The organism is Pseudomonas fulva NBRC 16637 = DSM 17717 (assembly GCF_000730565.1).
In the GTDB taxonomy this organism is placed as follows: domain Bacteria; phylum Pseudomonadota; class Gammaproteobacteria; order Pseudomonadales; family Pseudomonadaceae; genus Aquipseudomonas; species Aquipseudomonas fulva.
Map to the genome: position 1 here is coordinate 69373 of NZ_BBIQ01000007.1, position 14322 is coordinate 83694.

Annotated in this window: 15 protein-coding genes; 5 read left to right on the top strand and 10 right to left on the bottom strand. The window is 61.2% G+C overall.

Going from position 1 to position 14322, the window contains the following annotated elements; genetic code table 11:
- Positions 1–129 precede the first annotated feature (129 nt).
- The 5 genes from ligD to PFU01S_RS09435 are packed head-to-tail and all read left to right on the top strand — an operon-like array spanning position 130 to position 5752.
- Positions 130–2640, top strand: a complete 2511-nt coding sequence (gene ligD, locus PFU01S_RS09415; RefSeq protein ID WP_028687530.1) for a DNA ligase D — start codon at positions 130–132, stop codon at positions 2638–2640.
- Positions 2641–2674: 34 nt separating this feature from the next.
- Entirely contained in the window at positions 2675–3718 is a 1044-nt protein-coding gene (locus tag PFU01S_RS09420; protein WP_028687529.1) for an acyl-CoA dehydrogenase family protein, read from the top strand.
- Positions 3715–4470 carry a PIG-L deacetylase family protein gene (locus PFU01S_RS09425; RefSeq protein ID WP_027915597.1) on the top strand — a complete coding sequence of 252 codons (756 nt, stop codon included), beginning with the start codon at positions 3715–3717 and terminating at the stop codon, positions 4468–4470. Before PFU01S_RS09420 ends, PFU01S_RS09425 begins: the two co-directional genes overlap by 4 nt.
- Before the next feature lie 11 nt (positions 4471–4481).
- Positions 4482–5081, top strand: coding sequence for a class I SAM-dependent methyltransferase (locus tag PFU01S_RS09430; protein ID WP_027915598.1), 600 nt, complete (start codon positions 4482–4484; stop codon positions 5079–5081).
- Positions 5078–5752, top strand: coding sequence for a glycosyltransferase family 2 protein (locus PFU01S_RS09435; protein WP_028687528.1), 675 nt, complete (start codon positions 5078–5080; stop codon positions 5750–5752). Before PFU01S_RS09430 ends, PFU01S_RS09435 begins: the two co-directional genes overlap by 4 nt.
- A 6-nt stretch (positions 5753–5758) precedes the next feature.
- Here PFU01S_RS09435 and ku read toward each other — a convergent pair whose 3' ends face one another.
- The 10 genes from ku to PFU01S_RS09485 form a co-directional block, all read right to left on the bottom strand.
- The gene (gene ku / locus PFU01S_RS09440) at positions 5759–6619 is read right to left on the bottom strand and encodes a non-homologous end joining protein Ku (protein WP_028687527.1); all 861 of its coding nucleotides are present in this window, start codon (positions 6617–6619) and stop codon (positions 5759–5761) included.
- 104 nt (positions 6620–6723) lie between these two features.
- Complete coding sequence (locus PFU01S_RS09445; protein WP_027915601.1) at positions 6724–7311, bottom strand: 5'-methylthioadenosine/S-adenosylhomocysteine nucleosidase family protein; 588 nt, start codon at positions 7309–7311, stop codon at positions 6724–6726.
- A 219-nt stretch (positions 7312–7530) separates the two neighbouring features.
- Entirely contained in the window at positions 7531–8484 is a 954-nt protein-coding gene (locus PFU01S_RS09450; protein ID WP_028687526.1) for a methyltransferase, read from the bottom strand.
- The gene (locus PFU01S_RS09455; RefSeq protein ID WP_028687525.1) at positions 8484–9830 is read right to left on the bottom strand and encodes an iron-containing redox enzyme family protein; all 1347 of its coding nucleotides are present in this window, start codon (positions 9828–9830) and stop codon (positions 8484–8486) included. The genes PFU01S_RS09450 and PFU01S_RS09455 overlap by 1 nt, the downstream gene beginning before the upstream one ends.
- A 21-nt stretch (positions 9831–9851) precedes the next feature.
- Positions 9852–10049, bottom strand: a complete 198-nt coding sequence (locus PFU01S_RS09460) for a hypothetical protein (protein WP_028687524.1) — start codon at positions 10047–10049, stop codon at positions 9852–9854.
- Between the two features lie 60 nt (positions 10050–10109).
- Entirely contained in the window at positions 10110–10283 is a 174-nt protein-coding gene (locus PFU01S_RS09465; RefSeq protein WP_028687523.1) for a con-10 family general stress protein, read from the bottom strand.
- Between the two features lie 147 nt (positions 10284–10430).
- A complete protein-coding gene (locus PFU01S_RS09470; RefSeq protein WP_028687522.1) occupies positions 10431–11714 on the bottom strand; it encodes an NTP/NDP exchange transporter in 1284 nt (427 codons plus the stop codon).
- A 4-nt stretch (positions 11715–11718) separates the two neighbouring features.
- Positions 11719–12627 (bottom strand): aldo/keto reductase, encoded by a 909-nt coding sequence (locus PFU01S_RS09475; RefSeq protein ID WP_028687521.1) that lies wholly within the window; start codon positions 12625–12627, stop codon positions 11719–11721.
- A gap of 82 nt (positions 12628–12709) precedes the next feature.
- A complete protein-coding gene (locus PFU01S_RS09480; RefSeq protein WP_027915608.1) occupies positions 12710–13597 on the bottom strand; it encodes a Dyp-type peroxidase in 888 nt (295 codons plus the stop codon).
- A gap of 125 nt (positions 13598–13722) precedes the next feature.
- Positions 13723–14193 carry a sterol desaturase family protein gene (locus PFU01S_RS09485; RefSeq protein ID WP_027915609.1) on the bottom strand — a complete coding sequence of 157 codons (471 nt, stop codon included), beginning with the start codon at positions 14191–14193 and terminating at the stop codon, positions 13723–13725.
- Positions 14194–14322: the final 129 nt, after the last annotated feature.

The window sequence follows — 14322 nt, forward strand, 5'->3', positions numbered from 1 at the left end:
GGCTTACCCAAAGTCGACTGCTCTGCACCCAGGAAGATTCAGAGTTTTACGCGGCTACCGGCGGTTTTTTGAACTCCAGCGCTGTTCGCCACCTCCCAAGACCAAGACAGCGCAGGTTCTGGAGTTCCCATGGCCAAGCCCCTCGAGGAATACGCGCGCAAGCGCGATTTCAACGCCACGCCTGAGCCGAGCGGCAAATCCGGCCGCACCAAAGCGGCCCACGCCTTACAGTTCTGCATTCAGAAGCATGACGCCAGCCATCTTCACTATGATTTCCGGCTGGAACTCGACGGCACGCTTAAAAGTTGGGCGATTCCAAAAGGCCCTTCCTTGGATCCGAAAGTCAAACGCCTGGCCGTGCATGTCGAAGACCATCCGCTCGATTACGCCACGTTCGAAGGCCATATTCCGGAAGGTCACTACGGTGGCGGCGATGTCATCGTCTGGGACCGTGGCGTCTGGGAACCGGACGGTGATCCGCGTGAGGGGTACGAGAAAGGAAAGCTGCGCTTTCGTCTGCAAGGCGAGAAGCTCGCTGGCATGTGGAACCTGTTCCGAACACGGCTGGCAGGCAAGAAAGAGCAGTGGATGCTGGTCAAGTCAAACGACAGCCAGGCCCGCAGTGAGGCGCAGTACAGTATCGTCGAGGAACAGCCCGACAGCGTGCTGAGCGACCGGACATTGACCCCCAAGCCTTCTGCGAAGACGGCCAAACAGGCTAAAAGTAAGCCTGCCCCGGCCAAGCAGGCCGCCAAGTCCAAGTCCAAGTCCGGTAAACTACCAGACCACCTACAGCCGCAGTTAGCCACGTTGGTCGATTCACCGCCTTCCGGGGAGTGGCGGTATGAGGTGAAGTACGACGGATATCGCATCCTTGCGCGCATTGAGGGCGATGATGTACGGCTCTACACCCGCAATGGTCATGACTGGAGCGCCAAAATGCCCGGCCAGGTCGCTGCGCTACGCGCATTAGGTGTGGACTCTGCGTGGCTCGATGGCGAGATGGTCGTCAATGACGATCAAGGGGTTGCAGATTTCCAGGTCCTGCAGAATGCATTCGATACCGCTCATGATGAACAAATAACCTATTACGTCTTCGACCTGCTGTTCCTGGGCGGCCAGGATCTACGCGCCCTTCCCTTGCAGCAGCGACGCGACGCGTTGAAGCGTTTGCTCGAGCACAACACTGCGGACAACCTCAACTACTCCGCAGACTTCGACGAGCCGGTCGAAGCGTTGCTTGAAAGCGCCTGTACGCTGGGCCTTGAAGGCCTGATAGGTAAGCGCGCCGACAGCAGCTACACAGGCAAGCGCAGCGCCGACTGGATCAAACTCAAGTGCAAGCGGCGGCAAGAGTTCGTGGTAGTGGGCTATACCGACCCCAAGGGGAGCCGCAATGGGTTTGGCGCCTTGCTGTTGGCTCTGCACGAGGGCGACGGGGGCACGCTGCGTTACGCCGGCAAGGTCGGCACCGGCTTCAGTACCACCACGCTGGATAAACTGCACGCACGACTCGAACCCCTGCAGACCGCCAGCCCCCCTGTGGCCAACCCTCCCACTGGAGCCGAGGCCCGCGGTGTACATTGGCTCAAGCCCACCTTGCTGGCCGAGATCGCTTTTGCCCAGATGACGCGTGACGGTGTAGTACGCCACGCGGTATTTCACGGCTTGCGCGACGACAAGCCGGCCACTGCTATCGACCTGGAGCGCGCGATGCCGAGCAAGACCGTCCATAAGCGCAAGGCGGCCAAGGACGCCGAGACGCTGGGCGACCTGCGCCTGACCCACCCTGATCGCGTGATCGATCCCACCTCAGGCATGACCAAGCGCGACGTCGTCGAATACTACGCCCAGGTCAGCCAATGGATCTTGCCGCACCTCAAGCACCGGCCGGTTGCGCTCGTACGCGCGCCAGACGGCCTCGCCGGGGAACTGTTTTTCCAGAAGAACGCTGGTCAGCTGCACATTCCAAACGTGCGTACATACGACAAAGAGCAGGCCGGCCAAGCCGCCATGGTGATCAACCGCCCCGACACCTTGCTGGGCGCTGTGCAGATGAACATGCTCGAACTGCACACCTGGAACGCCACGGACACACACTTCGACCGGCCAGATCGTTTCGTGCTCGACCTGGATCCAGACCCGGCCCTGCCCTGGAAAGCGATGCTGGAGGCCACGCAGCTGACCTTGACCCTGCTGGACGAACTGGGTCTGAAGGTGTTCATCAAGACCAGCGGGGGCAAAGGTATCCACCTTGTTGTCCCGCTGACGAGAAAAGCGAGCTGGGACGACGTCAAGGATTTCAGTCACGCCATCGTCACCTACCTGGCAAAACTGTTCCCTGATCGGCTCACCGCGGTGTCCGGCCCCAAGAACCGTGTGGGCCGTATCTTCATCGACTACCTGCGCAATGGCAAAGGCGCCACCACGGTGTGTGCCTATTCGCTGCGTGCTCGCGAGGGCTTGCCGGTTTCAGTCCCCGTCTGGCGTGAAGAGCTGGCGCAGCTCAAGGGGGCCAACCAGTGGACCATCGCCACCGTTGGCGAGCGACTGGCCGATGCCCAGGACCCTTGGGCCGACATGAGCAAGACCCGTCAATCCATCACGGCGCGGATGCGCAAACAACTTGGCCTCACGTGATGGCCGACGTCTACCGCTACAGGGAGTTTCGCGCATGAGCATGCCTCAGGACCACGACCTCACCCCGTTGGACCGCTTGTTGCGCACGTACGAGGAGCGGCTGCAGCCCCTCAATGTCGATACCCAGTCACTCGAGTTGATGAAAACCTTGCGGTCCCAGTGCCTGGACGTCCTACCGCGCCCGGGTCACGGCAGGACGCTGGAGCGCTGGCAGACGTTGTCGCGCTTGGCCGGCTGTGACCTGGCTTTGGCCAAGCTCTATGAGGGCCACACTGACGCTTTGGCGATTCTGGCCGAATGTGGCGCTGGCCATCTTGTAGGCGATGGGATCTGGGGTGTGTGGGCCGCAGAGCCGCCGGATGCTCGCGCCGTCGTTGCATCCAGAGACGGAGATTGCGTTCGCCTTGCCGGGAAGAAGGCGTGGTGTTCGGGCGCCTTGCAAATCGACCAGGCCTTGATCACCGCCTGGGACGAGTCGGGTCAACCGCAGCTGGTTGCCATCCGCTTGGCCGACCCAACCCTGGGTCTGAATATCGAGCACTGGCAGGCCGTAGGCATGGCAAGCACCGCCAGCGTCGAGGTCGAATTCAACGACACGCCGGGTATGGTGGTCGGTACGGCGGGCGAGTATTTATCAAGGCCTGGCTTCTGGCACGGCGGCGCGGGCATCGCCGCCTGTTGGTATGGGGCGGCCGAAGCGCTGGCCGACTACCTGCGCGAGCATTGCCGCAAGCCCAAACCGGACCCCCACGCCGATGCGCACCTGGGCGCCGTGGATGCCGCCCTGTGCGGCGCTCGGGCGGCATTACGTGAATGTGCCGCCTGGATCGATCGCAATCCACGCGCCGATGCCAGTCTCATCGTGCAGCGCGTGCGCGCCCACGTCGAACACGCCGTGGAGCACGTCATGCGACATGTAGGCCGCGCGTTGGGCGCAACACCGTTTTGCCGTAATGCACACTTTGCGCGGTTGAGCGCTGACCTGCCAGTGTTCATTCGTCAGAGTCACGCCGAACGAGACCTTGCAGCACTCGGCGCGCAGATCGCACAGCTTTCTTCCGGAGCATGGCAGCTATGAGTGAAGACCTGATCCAGTCCAATGACGGCACGCCCTGGTCAGCGTGGCAGCACTCGGCCCACCTGGCCCGGGCCACCTGGGTCTCTGCCCAGCAGCTCTGCCCACCGGGTCGACGCCTGGTACTGATCGCCCCACATCCAGATGACGAGATTCTCATGGCCGGTGGTCTGCTGGCCGATTTTGCAGGGCGCGAAGAGGACCTGGTGCTGATCTCGGCGACCGACGGCGAAGGCAGCCATCCTGGCTCGACTCGCTGGACAGAGCATCGCCTGCGTCGCGACCGGCCGCAAGAAAGCCGCAAGGCCATCGAGCAGCTCGGGCTGGACCCCAAGCGCATCGATTGGCGCCGCCTGCACCTGAAGGACAGTCAACTGGCCAGGGAGGAAGCCTTTCTGGTTAGCCACCTGACTCAGCTGCTGCGCCCGGAAGATGTGCTGATGACAACCTGGCGCGGTGACGGCCACTGCGATCACGAGGCGGTAGGCCGGGCCGGCGCGCAGGCAGCGTTGGCGCGTAAGGCCCAGTTGGTGGAAGTCCCCGTATGGGCATGGCACTGGGGCCAACCCGAGGATCCACGTCTGCCCTGGGAACGTGCGCACCGCTTGCAACTCAATGAGGATCAGGTGGGGCGCAAGCGCAAAGCCATCGCTGCACACGTCAGCCAGTTCGAACCTGACGGTTGTACACCGCCGGTGCTACGCCCCAACTTGCTGGACTGCGTGCTACAGCCCTTCGAACTGGTCTTCTTGTAAAAGGATCTGCCATGAGTATCGATGCCCAATATTTTGCCGACCTGTATGCCGCCAATGAAGACCCTTGGGCTTTTCGTACCCGCTGGTATGAAAAACGCAAGCGCGACCTGGTCATGGCCAGCCTCCCCCGGCAGTGCTACGAGCGTGTGTTCGAGCCGGCCTGCGCCAATGGCGAACTCAGTGTGCTGCTCGCCGAGCGCTGTGCCGAGCTGGTGTGCCAGGACCTCGACCCGAAAGCCGTGGGCCTGGCCACCGATCGCCTGGCCGATATCCGCCACGCACGGGTAGAACGCGCTCGCCTGCCTGCCGACTGGCCGGGCGGGCGTTTCGATCTGATCGTGCTCAGCGAAGTGGGGTATTACCTTGATCCCACCGACTGGTTGCAGGTGATCGAGCAGTCTGTTGCTAGCCTGTCCTATGATGGGGGCCTGTTGGCGTGCCACTGGAAGCATCCCATCGCCGGGTGTCCGCAGGACGGGCGCGAGGTGCATCGGATGCTGTCCAAACACCTGCCGCTATACCCGGTGTTCTGCCACGACGAGGCCGACTTCATCATGGCCTACTGGTCCAACCAACCCAGCGTGGTAGACCTTGACGAGACGTGCGTATGATCGGCGTCGTCATTCCGGCCCACAACGAGGCCCGGCGTCTGGGACGATGCCTGAAGGCCGCCTCGACTGCTGCCCAATACGCTGCGGCGGCAGGTCATCACGTCGCCATTCTGGTGGTTCTGGATCGCTGTACCGACGGCACCGCCGCCGTCGCACAGCGCCACGGAGCACACACCTTCGCGATTGAAGCTGGCAACGTCGGTATGGCCCGGCGCGCGGGTGCCGAATGGATGCTCGCGCGCGGTGCGACCTGGCTCGCCTGCACAGACGCAGACAGCCAGGTCCCTGCCCACTGGCTGACGGCACAGCTCGAATGCGGCGCTGAAGTCGTGTGCGGTACGGTCCATGTGAGCCACTGGCAGCCTTGGCAAACCGCTGCGTTGCGCAAACTCTATCTGAGCCGCTACGAGGCACGTGATGGTCATCGTCATATCCATGGTGCCAATCTCGGCGTGAGCGCACAGGCCTATCAGAGCGTCGACGGGTTCCAGCCTCTGGCGGCCCACGAGGATGTGCGTCTGGTCCGGGACCTGGAAGCGCTGGGGGTACCGATCAGTTGGTCAGCCGGGCACAGTGTGGCTACCAGCAGCCGACGCGAGTGTCGCGCACGCGAAGGGTTTGGCGATTACCTGGCCGGCCTGCAGGAGCAGCTGCAGGCCAAGCACTTGTGACTGCCGTCAGGAAGCCTTGCGCGTGCGTTTGGCGGGCTTCTTCGCGGCAGCAGGTTTCTTTTTGGAAGGCGCAGGGCCTTTGCCGCCGAGGCTGCGCTTGAGCAGCTCGGTGAGGTCGATGATATCTGCGCCCTTCTCGCCGCTGGTGTCCTCGCCTTTTTCCACCGTCTCGATCTTGCCCTTGCTGGCCTTTTCGGCAACCAGTTCCATGATCGTGTCTCGAAACGCGTCATGATACTCGTCCGGTGACCAGGTGCCGGCCATGTCTTCAACCAGACGTTTGGCCATATCCAGCTCTCGTTTGTCCACTTTGGCCTTGGTCACTGTAGTGTCCAGTTCGAGCGTGTCGAGCCCACGCACCTCATCTGGCCAGCGCAACGTGATCATCACCAGGGCCTCGTCCAGGGGCCGGATGAGTGCAAGGTGCTGGCGGGTGTGGAGTACGACTGTCGCCAAGGCCACTTTGCCGGTGGTAGCCAGCGTTTCGCGCAAGAGCGCGTAGACCTTGCCCCCACGCCGGTCAGGGCTCAGATAGTAAGGGGTATCGAAGTGCTGAAGGGGAATGTCCCCCGCATCCACGAACGAAAAGATGTCGATCGTCTGGGTGGCTTCCGGGCGCGCCTTGCGGATCTCCTGTTCACTGATCACCACATAGCGGCCCTTCTCGTACTCCACGCCCTTGACGATGTTTTCCTTGTCAATGTCCTTCCCAGTGACCTTGTTGATGCGCTTGTAGCCCACCGGGTCCATGCTGCGCTTGTCCAGCCAGTCGAAATCAACGCGTTCACTGCTGACGGCGGAATTGAGCGCCACGGGTATGTGTACCAAACCGAAACTGATGGCGCCTTTCCAGATTGCCCTGGCCATTGACATGCTCCCTGAGTGATCTGCTGATACCTCAAGTGACTGCGCTACTTGGGCAAAGGTTTAACCGCAGCGCTGGGTGGCTAACACAGCCATTGGACAGAAACTCAGCCAGGATTGAAGAGCACCCGCTTGAAGGCTTCGGCCGCCAAGTGCACCTGCACGGACCAGTCGCTGGCCGCATCACTCCCGGCATCGTCCGAGATGTATTTCAGACACACGAACGGGATGTTCTCGGAGCGTGCGATGAGCGCCAGCGCGTAGGCCTCCATGTCGACCACGTCATAAGGTGCATCACCGTGGCTGATCTCGAAGTTGTCCCCGGTGCCACAGGTTTCTACGGGTAAACCTGAAATGGCCAGCCCATGCTCGAGCACGACAGGGATGTCGGACAGCGGTGTTTCGTAGCGCGCAAACCCGAGGGGCGTGACGTCCATGTCACGCTGGACGAACCGTGTGCAGCACACCAGGCTGCCCTTACCATGCAGCCGACTGCCTGCCGAACCGAGATTGACGATGAGCCTGGGCCTGCGCGTGGTAACGGCGCGGGTGAGTGCAATCGCCGCGTTGACCTTGCCAATGCCGGTGAAGACCGTATTCATATGCCCGAACAAACCACCCGCCTCTGCCTCCAAGGCGAAGACGAACAGCGTGTCTTCAAGGGCTACACGTGGGAACAGCGGGGTCAGCATCATGGTTACGGTCCTTGGCACAACGGTGATGGATCCCGCTATTCTCATTGAACCGGTGGTGAAATCAAACACCTACGTACGAAGGCCGGACTGCCAAAGAGGCACCCGGCCAGAGCGCCCTTGCAAGCAGCGGTAAATATGAAATGTGTGATGTGATACCGAACCCCGGAGACCGCTGTGCGCCCCATGGGGCACATCTGGATATCGCTCAATCCTGTACCATCACCGATTGCGCGTAACCGTCAGTGCCACAGCCGCAATACGTTCGACTCGCTCATAGCCTGGCTCCAATAATTGCTCGCCGAACACGTCAGGGTCGATCTCTCGATAGACCCAGGAAAATTCAGGGCCGGCCAGTTGCTCGCGAACGCCTTCGAGCAAAGCGTCCTGCCCCTCAACGATGGCAACGCCGGTATAGAGCAACAGTGATCCCCCCACGGTCAGTCGCGCAAGGCTCTGCTCGATGATGCGACGCGACAAGTCAGCCCCAAGCGATCCTCCGCCATGACGATACGTGCGTTCCCCGTCATCAAGCATGTAGGGAGGATTGGCCACGATCAGGTCGAACTGACCCGTCACGTCCTGGAGAATATTGCTGTGTTGAACAGAGACATTACTGACGTCGGCGAGGGCTGTATTGACCGCAGTAAAACGCAATGCATTGGGATTGATGTCCACAGCGGTTACCTGTGCATGCTGCGCAGCCCGGGCGATCACCAATGCGCCCACCCCTGTGCCACAGCCGATGTCCACCGCACGCTCAATGCGCTTGAGGGTCGATTGCAGGTGATCCTGGATCACATGGGCGAAACGATAGCTGTCAGGGCCAAAGAACACCGCATCGCTGGCCTGCGTAGGGTAAGCCGAGTGCACCAGCATCACCCCGTCCAGGGTCGACCAACGGACGGTGCTGGCCAGCAGGTCTCGATGAGTGTTCACTACGCCGGCGGTTTTCATCAGGTCGAGCTCATCGTCCGACAGCATCGAGGCGGCAAACGGCCGACTCCAACCAAACACATCGCGGACGGTGCAGGCCTTCTCGGCGCCTGGCCGGGCGTTGACCAAAGCATGGGTTGCGGGTGTCACGCAGGTAAAATGATAACCATCGGCGCGAAGGCGCTTACCCAACTGGAGTAAGGCCTGGTCTGCGGCTGTCTGAGATGAATCGAGGGGCATCAGTGAGATCCTTCCTGGAGCAGGCCAGTGGCCTGTATGTAAGCCCGGGTCGCGACCAATCCTTCGGGCGTCGCATGTTTGTTGCCGGACATGGCACCGATCAGCGTATCCATGTCGTAGTCCGCAGTGCACGGCCGTCGATTACTCGACGTCTGGTCCTGCAATTGCAGGGATGCCTCCCAGGTACCCGGTAGCACCCGGCGAATGCGCGATTGCGACCCTGCGGCGATCCAGTCGTGCCACAACTGCTTCTCGTAGGCGGTAAATACACCATACATGGGCGCGGTCGGCCCCTCGATCAGTTTCCACCAGCGGCTTTGCTCGGGAGCCTCGCCTCGGCGAATCCAGCCTTGGGCCTGCATGGCTTCAAGAAAGGCCGGCATGGCGCCCGGCTCGGCCAGCCACTGATTAATGGTGCGCTTTTGCAGACGGCAGTGGTCCGAATGCATGAACTGACCGAAATTGCGCTTGTGTTCCAGGGCCTGGAGCAGCTCTGCTTCCAAGTCGAAACGTGCGATGAGCGCAGGGGTGCTGATCCCCAGATCATTGAGCCGGTAGCCCCGACGGACGCGCTCATAAAAACCCGCCACGTCATCGGCCGGGCACAATTGGCGCAGCGCCTGGAGCGACAGATGGGCATGCCCGCTGGCGGCATTGTCGATGGTGACATGCAGCTGGAAGTAAAATCCGTCGATACCCAGCTCTGCCAATTCGTACGTTGTAATCAGCAGATGCAAAGGCGGCTGTTCATAGCCAAGGTTGTAGCCAATCACTTCGGGTAGATAGTCCTGGCCATACTCGCCGAGCGCCAATTGCAAGGATGCCTGCAAGTAGCGACCATCCTCCAGGTCCGGACGCTCCAGGCAGCCGAGCCGGCTCATCAGGCGCTGGTAGATTAATACATGGTTGCAGCGAGGATCACCGCTGCCCAGTTCTTCGAGGTACGTACGGATAAGACCGTGATAGCGTGGATCTTGCCATTCCCGCAAAGCACTGAACAGCCAGGCACCGTCTACAACCTTAGTGGGCTCAACTTGTTGCAGGAACCACAAGGCCTGGGCCCGGTTAGCAAAAAAACGCCGCGGGCCGCCCTGCTTGCGCTGATCCAGATAGGCTTTGTAGCCCTCGGCCACACCGGCAGCGTGTTGCAAACTCCAGGCGTCGAGTTGCGCCGGATCATCTGGCAAGTCGTCAGGCATGTCCTGAGCTTGCTCCAATTGGGCATCAAGCCAGGCCCGGCTGCTGGTGTCATGGCCCTCGAGCAAGGCGTGGTAACGGTCCTTCAGGCTGGGGGCGACAGATGGGGCTTGGACCATCGCGGCGGTCTGGCGGGTCATGACCGTCATGGCATATTCCTCGTGCGCGTATTATTGATTGGCTTTCTGCCCTGTCATCGGCTCAGGGGCTGGCGCAGAACGGGGTGCAGCGTTTTCATCGGGTTTTTGCATCTGCAAGGACGGCTTGCTGGCATCGGAATCCTTGCCGGGGTGATTATTGTCGCGGTCAAAACAACCGCCGACGATGGTCAAGGCGCCCATAAGTGTGATCAGTGGGAATGTGCGCATGGGCGGCTCCTTGCTCGAGTAAACGCAGTGCCAGGCGGGCCTGGCACTGCAAGGCTTCACTTATGACTTGCCGCCTCTGCGGCCCGACTCGCTGGAGTGGCCAGCGTTTGCTTGGCCCCCCTTCTTGCCGGCTTCGGAAGCCTTCTCGCGGTCATTGGCGAAGTTGCCCGAATTTTTGCTACCGCCTTGGCTGCCCTGCTGGTTACCGCTACGGCTATTGTCTTTAGTGGCCATGATCTGAAACCTCTTATGACTTCGGAATGCACGGCGCCAATGCCGTACATGAATTGGGAGTCCGGACGTCCGCCAGGATTCGCATTATCGAGAAGGCTTCGGACAAACGGCGTTAAACAAGGGTATGCCCAATAGTTCGCGTCCCCGTCACCGGCCTGGCGTTTTGTCCCGTCGGCCCTGCTGGCCACCTAGCCAATGACCGGTTGCGGCCCAGCTAACGGCGAGTGTCGCCCCGATCAACATGGCCACTTGTGGATGGTCCCCGATAAGGTCCAGGCCCCGCTTTATCCAACCGCTGACCGCGTCACCGCCTCGATACACCACGGTGTCGATGAAGTTCTTGGCCTTGTATTTGTCTTCGGCGCTGACCACCGTGAACAGCATCTCGCGTCCTGGCCGTACCAGGGCGTACTCGCCGGCACGCCGTACGACCATCACGATGACGAACAAAACGAAGACAGGTGACAAGGCCAAACATACGAACCCAGCGGCCATGGCCAGGGGCACTGCCACCAGCAATACCCTCACACCCAGGCGTCGGGCGAGTCGACCGGTGAGAAACAGCTGCGTCAGAATAGCCAGTGCCTGAACGATTGCATCTATGGCGCCGAACACCTGCGTCTGGCGAGTGCGGTCGGTAAAGGTTTCACTGACGATGCGGGCCTGTTCGAAATAGAGGAATGTACTGACACTGGCCAGCAGCACGACGAACACGGCGATCCCGAGCAAATACGGCGTACGCATCACCGCCGCTGCGCCTGAAAACGGATTGCCACCCAGCGCGCGGCCTTCATGGGGGGCTTCGCGGGTCGGTAGAGGGTTAGTCGTACGCCAATGCTGCAACACCCAGGCGGCCAGTACGCTGCCCAGCAGCAGTATCGCCGCGAGCGTCAACAAACCGGAGTGTCCAAGAGGCGCCACCAGCAGTGTGCCGAGCAGCGGCCCGCTCAGCCCGCCCAGGCTTGCTCCTGCTGCCATTACACCGAACAGGCGCTTGCCTTGCTCGGTGCTGAACAAGTCGGCAAGCACACTCCAGGCCAGTGAGATACTCAGTAGATTGAATACCGACAACCAGATATAAAACGCTCGTGCCACCCAAGGCCCGTCGGGGTGGCGTGCCAGCAACGCGGCAAAGGCGAGCAAGTTGCAGATGAAGAAGCCATAGGTCCAAGGCAGTATGTACCGGCGTCGTACACGGGAGGCCAGCCAGCCAAACACAGGCAGGCATACCACAGTGGCGATGAAGGTACCGGTGAACAGCCATTGCAGGTTTTCGACACCACCGGCAACGCCCATGGTTTCACGTACGGGCCGCAGCATGAAATAACCCGTGAACAGCATGAAGAACAGCAGGCTGCCTGCCAGAACGGCTGGCGCCTCCCCGGGCCGCATGTCCAGCATCCGCTGCAGGCGCTGCCGCCACGTCACCATGATGTCAGGAGAACTGCTCGATGAGCGCTTGCTGCTGCGCTTGGGTCAGCAACGGGCCCTGCCCTGCTTTGAGCTGGTCCAGTTGACGGTCCAGTCGGCCAGTAGCCGGTATGACGGCGGTGACCGCCGGGTGGCTGAGGGCGAACTTCAGGAACAGCTGTGCCCAGCTACCGATGCCCTGCTCCTGTGCCCATTCTGGAAGCGCGCGGTCCTTGACCGTGGCGAACAGACGACCGTCATCGAAGGCGCGGTTGATCAGCACCGCCACACCCTTGTCACGGCACAGGGGAAGAAGCTCACGCGCAGCGCCGGGGGCATTGACCGCGTAGTTGATCTGGATGAAGTCCAGGGCCTGGCTGCGCACGATTGCGGCCACTTCATCGTGCCCAGCGTTCAGATAGTGGGTAATGCCCACATACCGCGTCTTGCCCTGTTGCTTGAGTTCACGTGCATAAGGTAACTGCTGCTGCCAGTCACGCAAGTTGTGCACCTGTAGCAGGTCCACGCTGTCCGTGCGCAGGCTGCGCAGCGTGCCGGCCCATTGGGCCTGGGCATCTGCGCGGCTGTTGGCGGCGATCTTGGTGGCAATGAAGCACTGGCGGTGCCATCCGCCTTCGTCGAGCAACTGCCCCAGGATACTGTCTGCTCCGCCATAATTGGGAGAGGTGTCGATGACCCGCCCGCCACCTGCGAAGAAGGCTTCAAGCACTTGATACAGCTGCCGATAGTCCGCTGAGCCTGCCGCGACTTCGAAGCTGCCTGACGTGCCAGCGCCGATCACCGGCAGTCGCTCATCCGTTGACGGGATGGGGCGCGACAGCATGCTCGCCGGTGCAGCTGCGCTCAGCCAGGGACTGGCGGCCAGCAGACCGATCGCAGCGCCTGCACGTAGGACTTCCCGACGTCCATACATAGGAACTCTCCGGTAACACAGCGGAAATATCCAATGCTAGTTCTTCATAGACGCCTTGCGATCATCTTGTGTATCTGGATGTTTAACGCTCAGCCTGCAACAGCAGGCGCAGATCCACAACATCGTGCGTCATCGGCGGGCACCAGTAATAGCCTCCGGTTAGCGGGCGGGTGAACTGATACAGAGCATCGATCACACCGTCTTCCATCCCACTCATGCGGCGCAACTGGACCTCGAACGAGGTGAAAGACGTACCCAAGGCCACAAATGCCAGTCCCGCACCGCGGGTGTCAGCCCAGGAAACCGAGCGACGCACCATGAAAGCTTCGGGCGCGTAGCTTTCCTGGGCAGTACGCTTCACATGCGCTGACTCGGGCGCATCATCCAGCTCTTCGTTGTCGCTCAGGCGACGGCCGATGATGTTGTCCTGCACCTGCTGAGGCAGCGATTTGAAATACTGCATGTCGTGCTTCCACAGCTGAAATGCGGCGAAGCTCGACCCCTGCAACCCTGGCGCACCTTCACCCAGGATGGCGGCCTCGATGGCGTCATCGCCACTGGGGTTTTCCGTGCCGTCTTCGTAGCCGGTCAGATCCCGGCCGCCTTGGTGAAGGAAACCATCAACGTGATCAACCAGCGCGAACGCCGGGCTTAGAAGGCGCTCCAGCGCCTGGGCCTGCAGATACAGGTCCCCGCGTTCGTCACCCCGCAACCATAGCCACAGCGCGTGCTGGGTACTGGGGTTCTCGACCGCGGCGTCCAGCAGCGGGAACGGGGTCAGGCCTTCGACGTGAGCGTTCAGCGCTTTTGCCAACGGCGCGCCCACACCCAGTGTCACACGCAGGCCGTCGACATGGCCCAGCAAGGCGTCTAACGCCGCAGGCACGGCCTCGGTTGACTCGATGGAAAAGAACAGGTGACGCGCGTGCACCGGCACGGGCGTGGCAAGCAGACCTTGCTGATACGACATGAAGAGCGAGTCCTGGGCTGAAAAGCGCGCATGCTACTGCGCAGACCCAGACAGTGCAATGTATGCCCGAACCGGTAGGATCGCGGGGGAACTCGCTCAGCTAAAGCGCCTGTGCGCGTGAGATCTCAGTGACCGGCGTCCCTGTTGCGCCGCAGCTCGCGCACCAGGCGCTTTAGCGGAGGTGCGTAGAAAAAACCGAACGACACACCACCCTCGCGCCCTTTGACGGCATGGTGCAACCGATGGGCGCGGTGTAAGCGCGTCAGGTAGCGCCCCACCGGGCGCATCTTGCGCGGCCAATGACGGTGAAAAAAGCCATCATGCGCAATCACGTACAGCGCGCCGTAAGCCGCCACCCCGCCTCCGACCCATTGCAATGGCGCGTGCCCGGCCTTGCCAACCGCCACCAGTGCCAGCGAAATGACCGCCAGTGCCAGCAGGTAAACGTCGTTGGTTTCAAGCACGCCCAGGTGGGGTTCGTGGTGCGAGCGATGTAGCCACCAGCCCCAGCCATGCATGATGTACTTGTGCGCCAAGGTGCCGACACCCTCCATGGCCACCAGTGTGCCCAGCAGGACGAGGATATTGAACAGCATGAATCAGCCCGTGACGGTCCGTAAAAAGCAAAAGGTTAACCATTGAACGTGGATTTTTCCATCGTACCCGCCGGCTTGTCAGTCTTTTCCGGATGAAGCCATTGTCATGTTTTTACCCTTGACCTGATC

What these genes read in the sequence shown, in the direction of transcription:
- PFU01S_RS09455 (WP_028687525.1), bottom strand. Translation starts at nt 9,830, where the DNA reads ATGACGGTCATGACCCGCCAGACCGCCGCGATGGTCCAAGCCCCATCT.
- PFU01S_RS09430 (WP_027915598.1), top strand. Translation starts at nt 4,482, where the DNA reads ATGAGTATCGATGCCCAATATTTTGCCGACCTGTATGCCGCCAATGAA.
- ku (WP_028687527.1), bottom strand. Translation starts at nt 6,619, where the DNA reads ATGGCCAGGGCAATCTGGAAAGGCGCCATCAGTTTCGGTTTGGTACAC.
- PFU01S_RS09485 (WP_027915609.1), bottom strand. Translation starts at nt 14,193, where the DNA reads ATGCTGTTCAATATCCTCGTCCTGCTGGGCACACTGGTGGCCATGGAG.
- PFU01S_RS09425 (WP_027915597.1), top strand. Translation starts at nt 3,715, where the DNA reads ATGAGTGAAGACCTGATCCAGTCCAATGACGGCACGCCCTGGTCAGCG.
- PFU01S_RS09450 (WP_028687526.1), bottom strand. Translation starts at nt 8,484, where the DNA reads ATGCCCCTCGATTCATCTCAGACAGCCGCAGACCAGGCCTTACTCCAG.
- PFU01S_RS09470 (WP_028687522.1), bottom strand. Translation starts at nt 11,714, where the DNA reads ATGGTGACGTGGCGGCAGCGCCTGCAGCGGATGCTGGACATGCGGCCC.
- PFU01S_RS09435 (WP_028687528.1), top strand. Translation starts at nt 5,078, where the DNA reads ATGATCGGCGTCGTCATTCCGGCCCACAACGAGGCCCGGCGTCTGGGA.
- PFU01S_RS09480 (WP_027915608.1), bottom strand. Translation starts at nt 13,597, where the DNA reads ATGTCGTATCAGCAAGGTCTGCTTGCCACGCCCGTGCCGGTGCACGCG.
- PFU01S_RS09460 (WP_028687524.1), bottom strand. Translation starts at nt 10,049, where the DNA reads ATGCGCACATTCCCACTGATCACACTTATGGGCGCCTTGACCATCGTC.
- ligD (WP_028687530.1), top strand. Translation starts at nt 130, where the DNA reads ATGGCCAAGCCCCTCGAGGAATACGCGCGCAAGCGCGATTTCAACGCC.
- PFU01S_RS09465 (WP_028687523.1), bottom strand. Translation starts at nt 10,283, where the DNA reads ATGGCCACTAAAGACAATAGCCGTAGCGGTAACCAGCAGGGCAGCCAA.
- PFU01S_RS09475 (WP_028687521.1), bottom strand. Translation starts at nt 12,627, where the DNA reads ATGTATGGACGTCGGGAAGTCCTACGTGCAGGCGCTGCGATCGGTCTG.
- PFU01S_RS09420 (WP_028687529.1), top strand. Translation starts at nt 2,675, where the DNA reads ATGAGCATGCCTCAGGACCACGACCTCACCCCGTTGGACCGCTTGTTG.
- PFU01S_RS09445 (WP_027915601.1), bottom strand. Translation starts at nt 7,311, where the DNA reads ATGATGCTGACCCCGCTGTTCCCACGTGTAGCCCTTGAAGACACGCTG.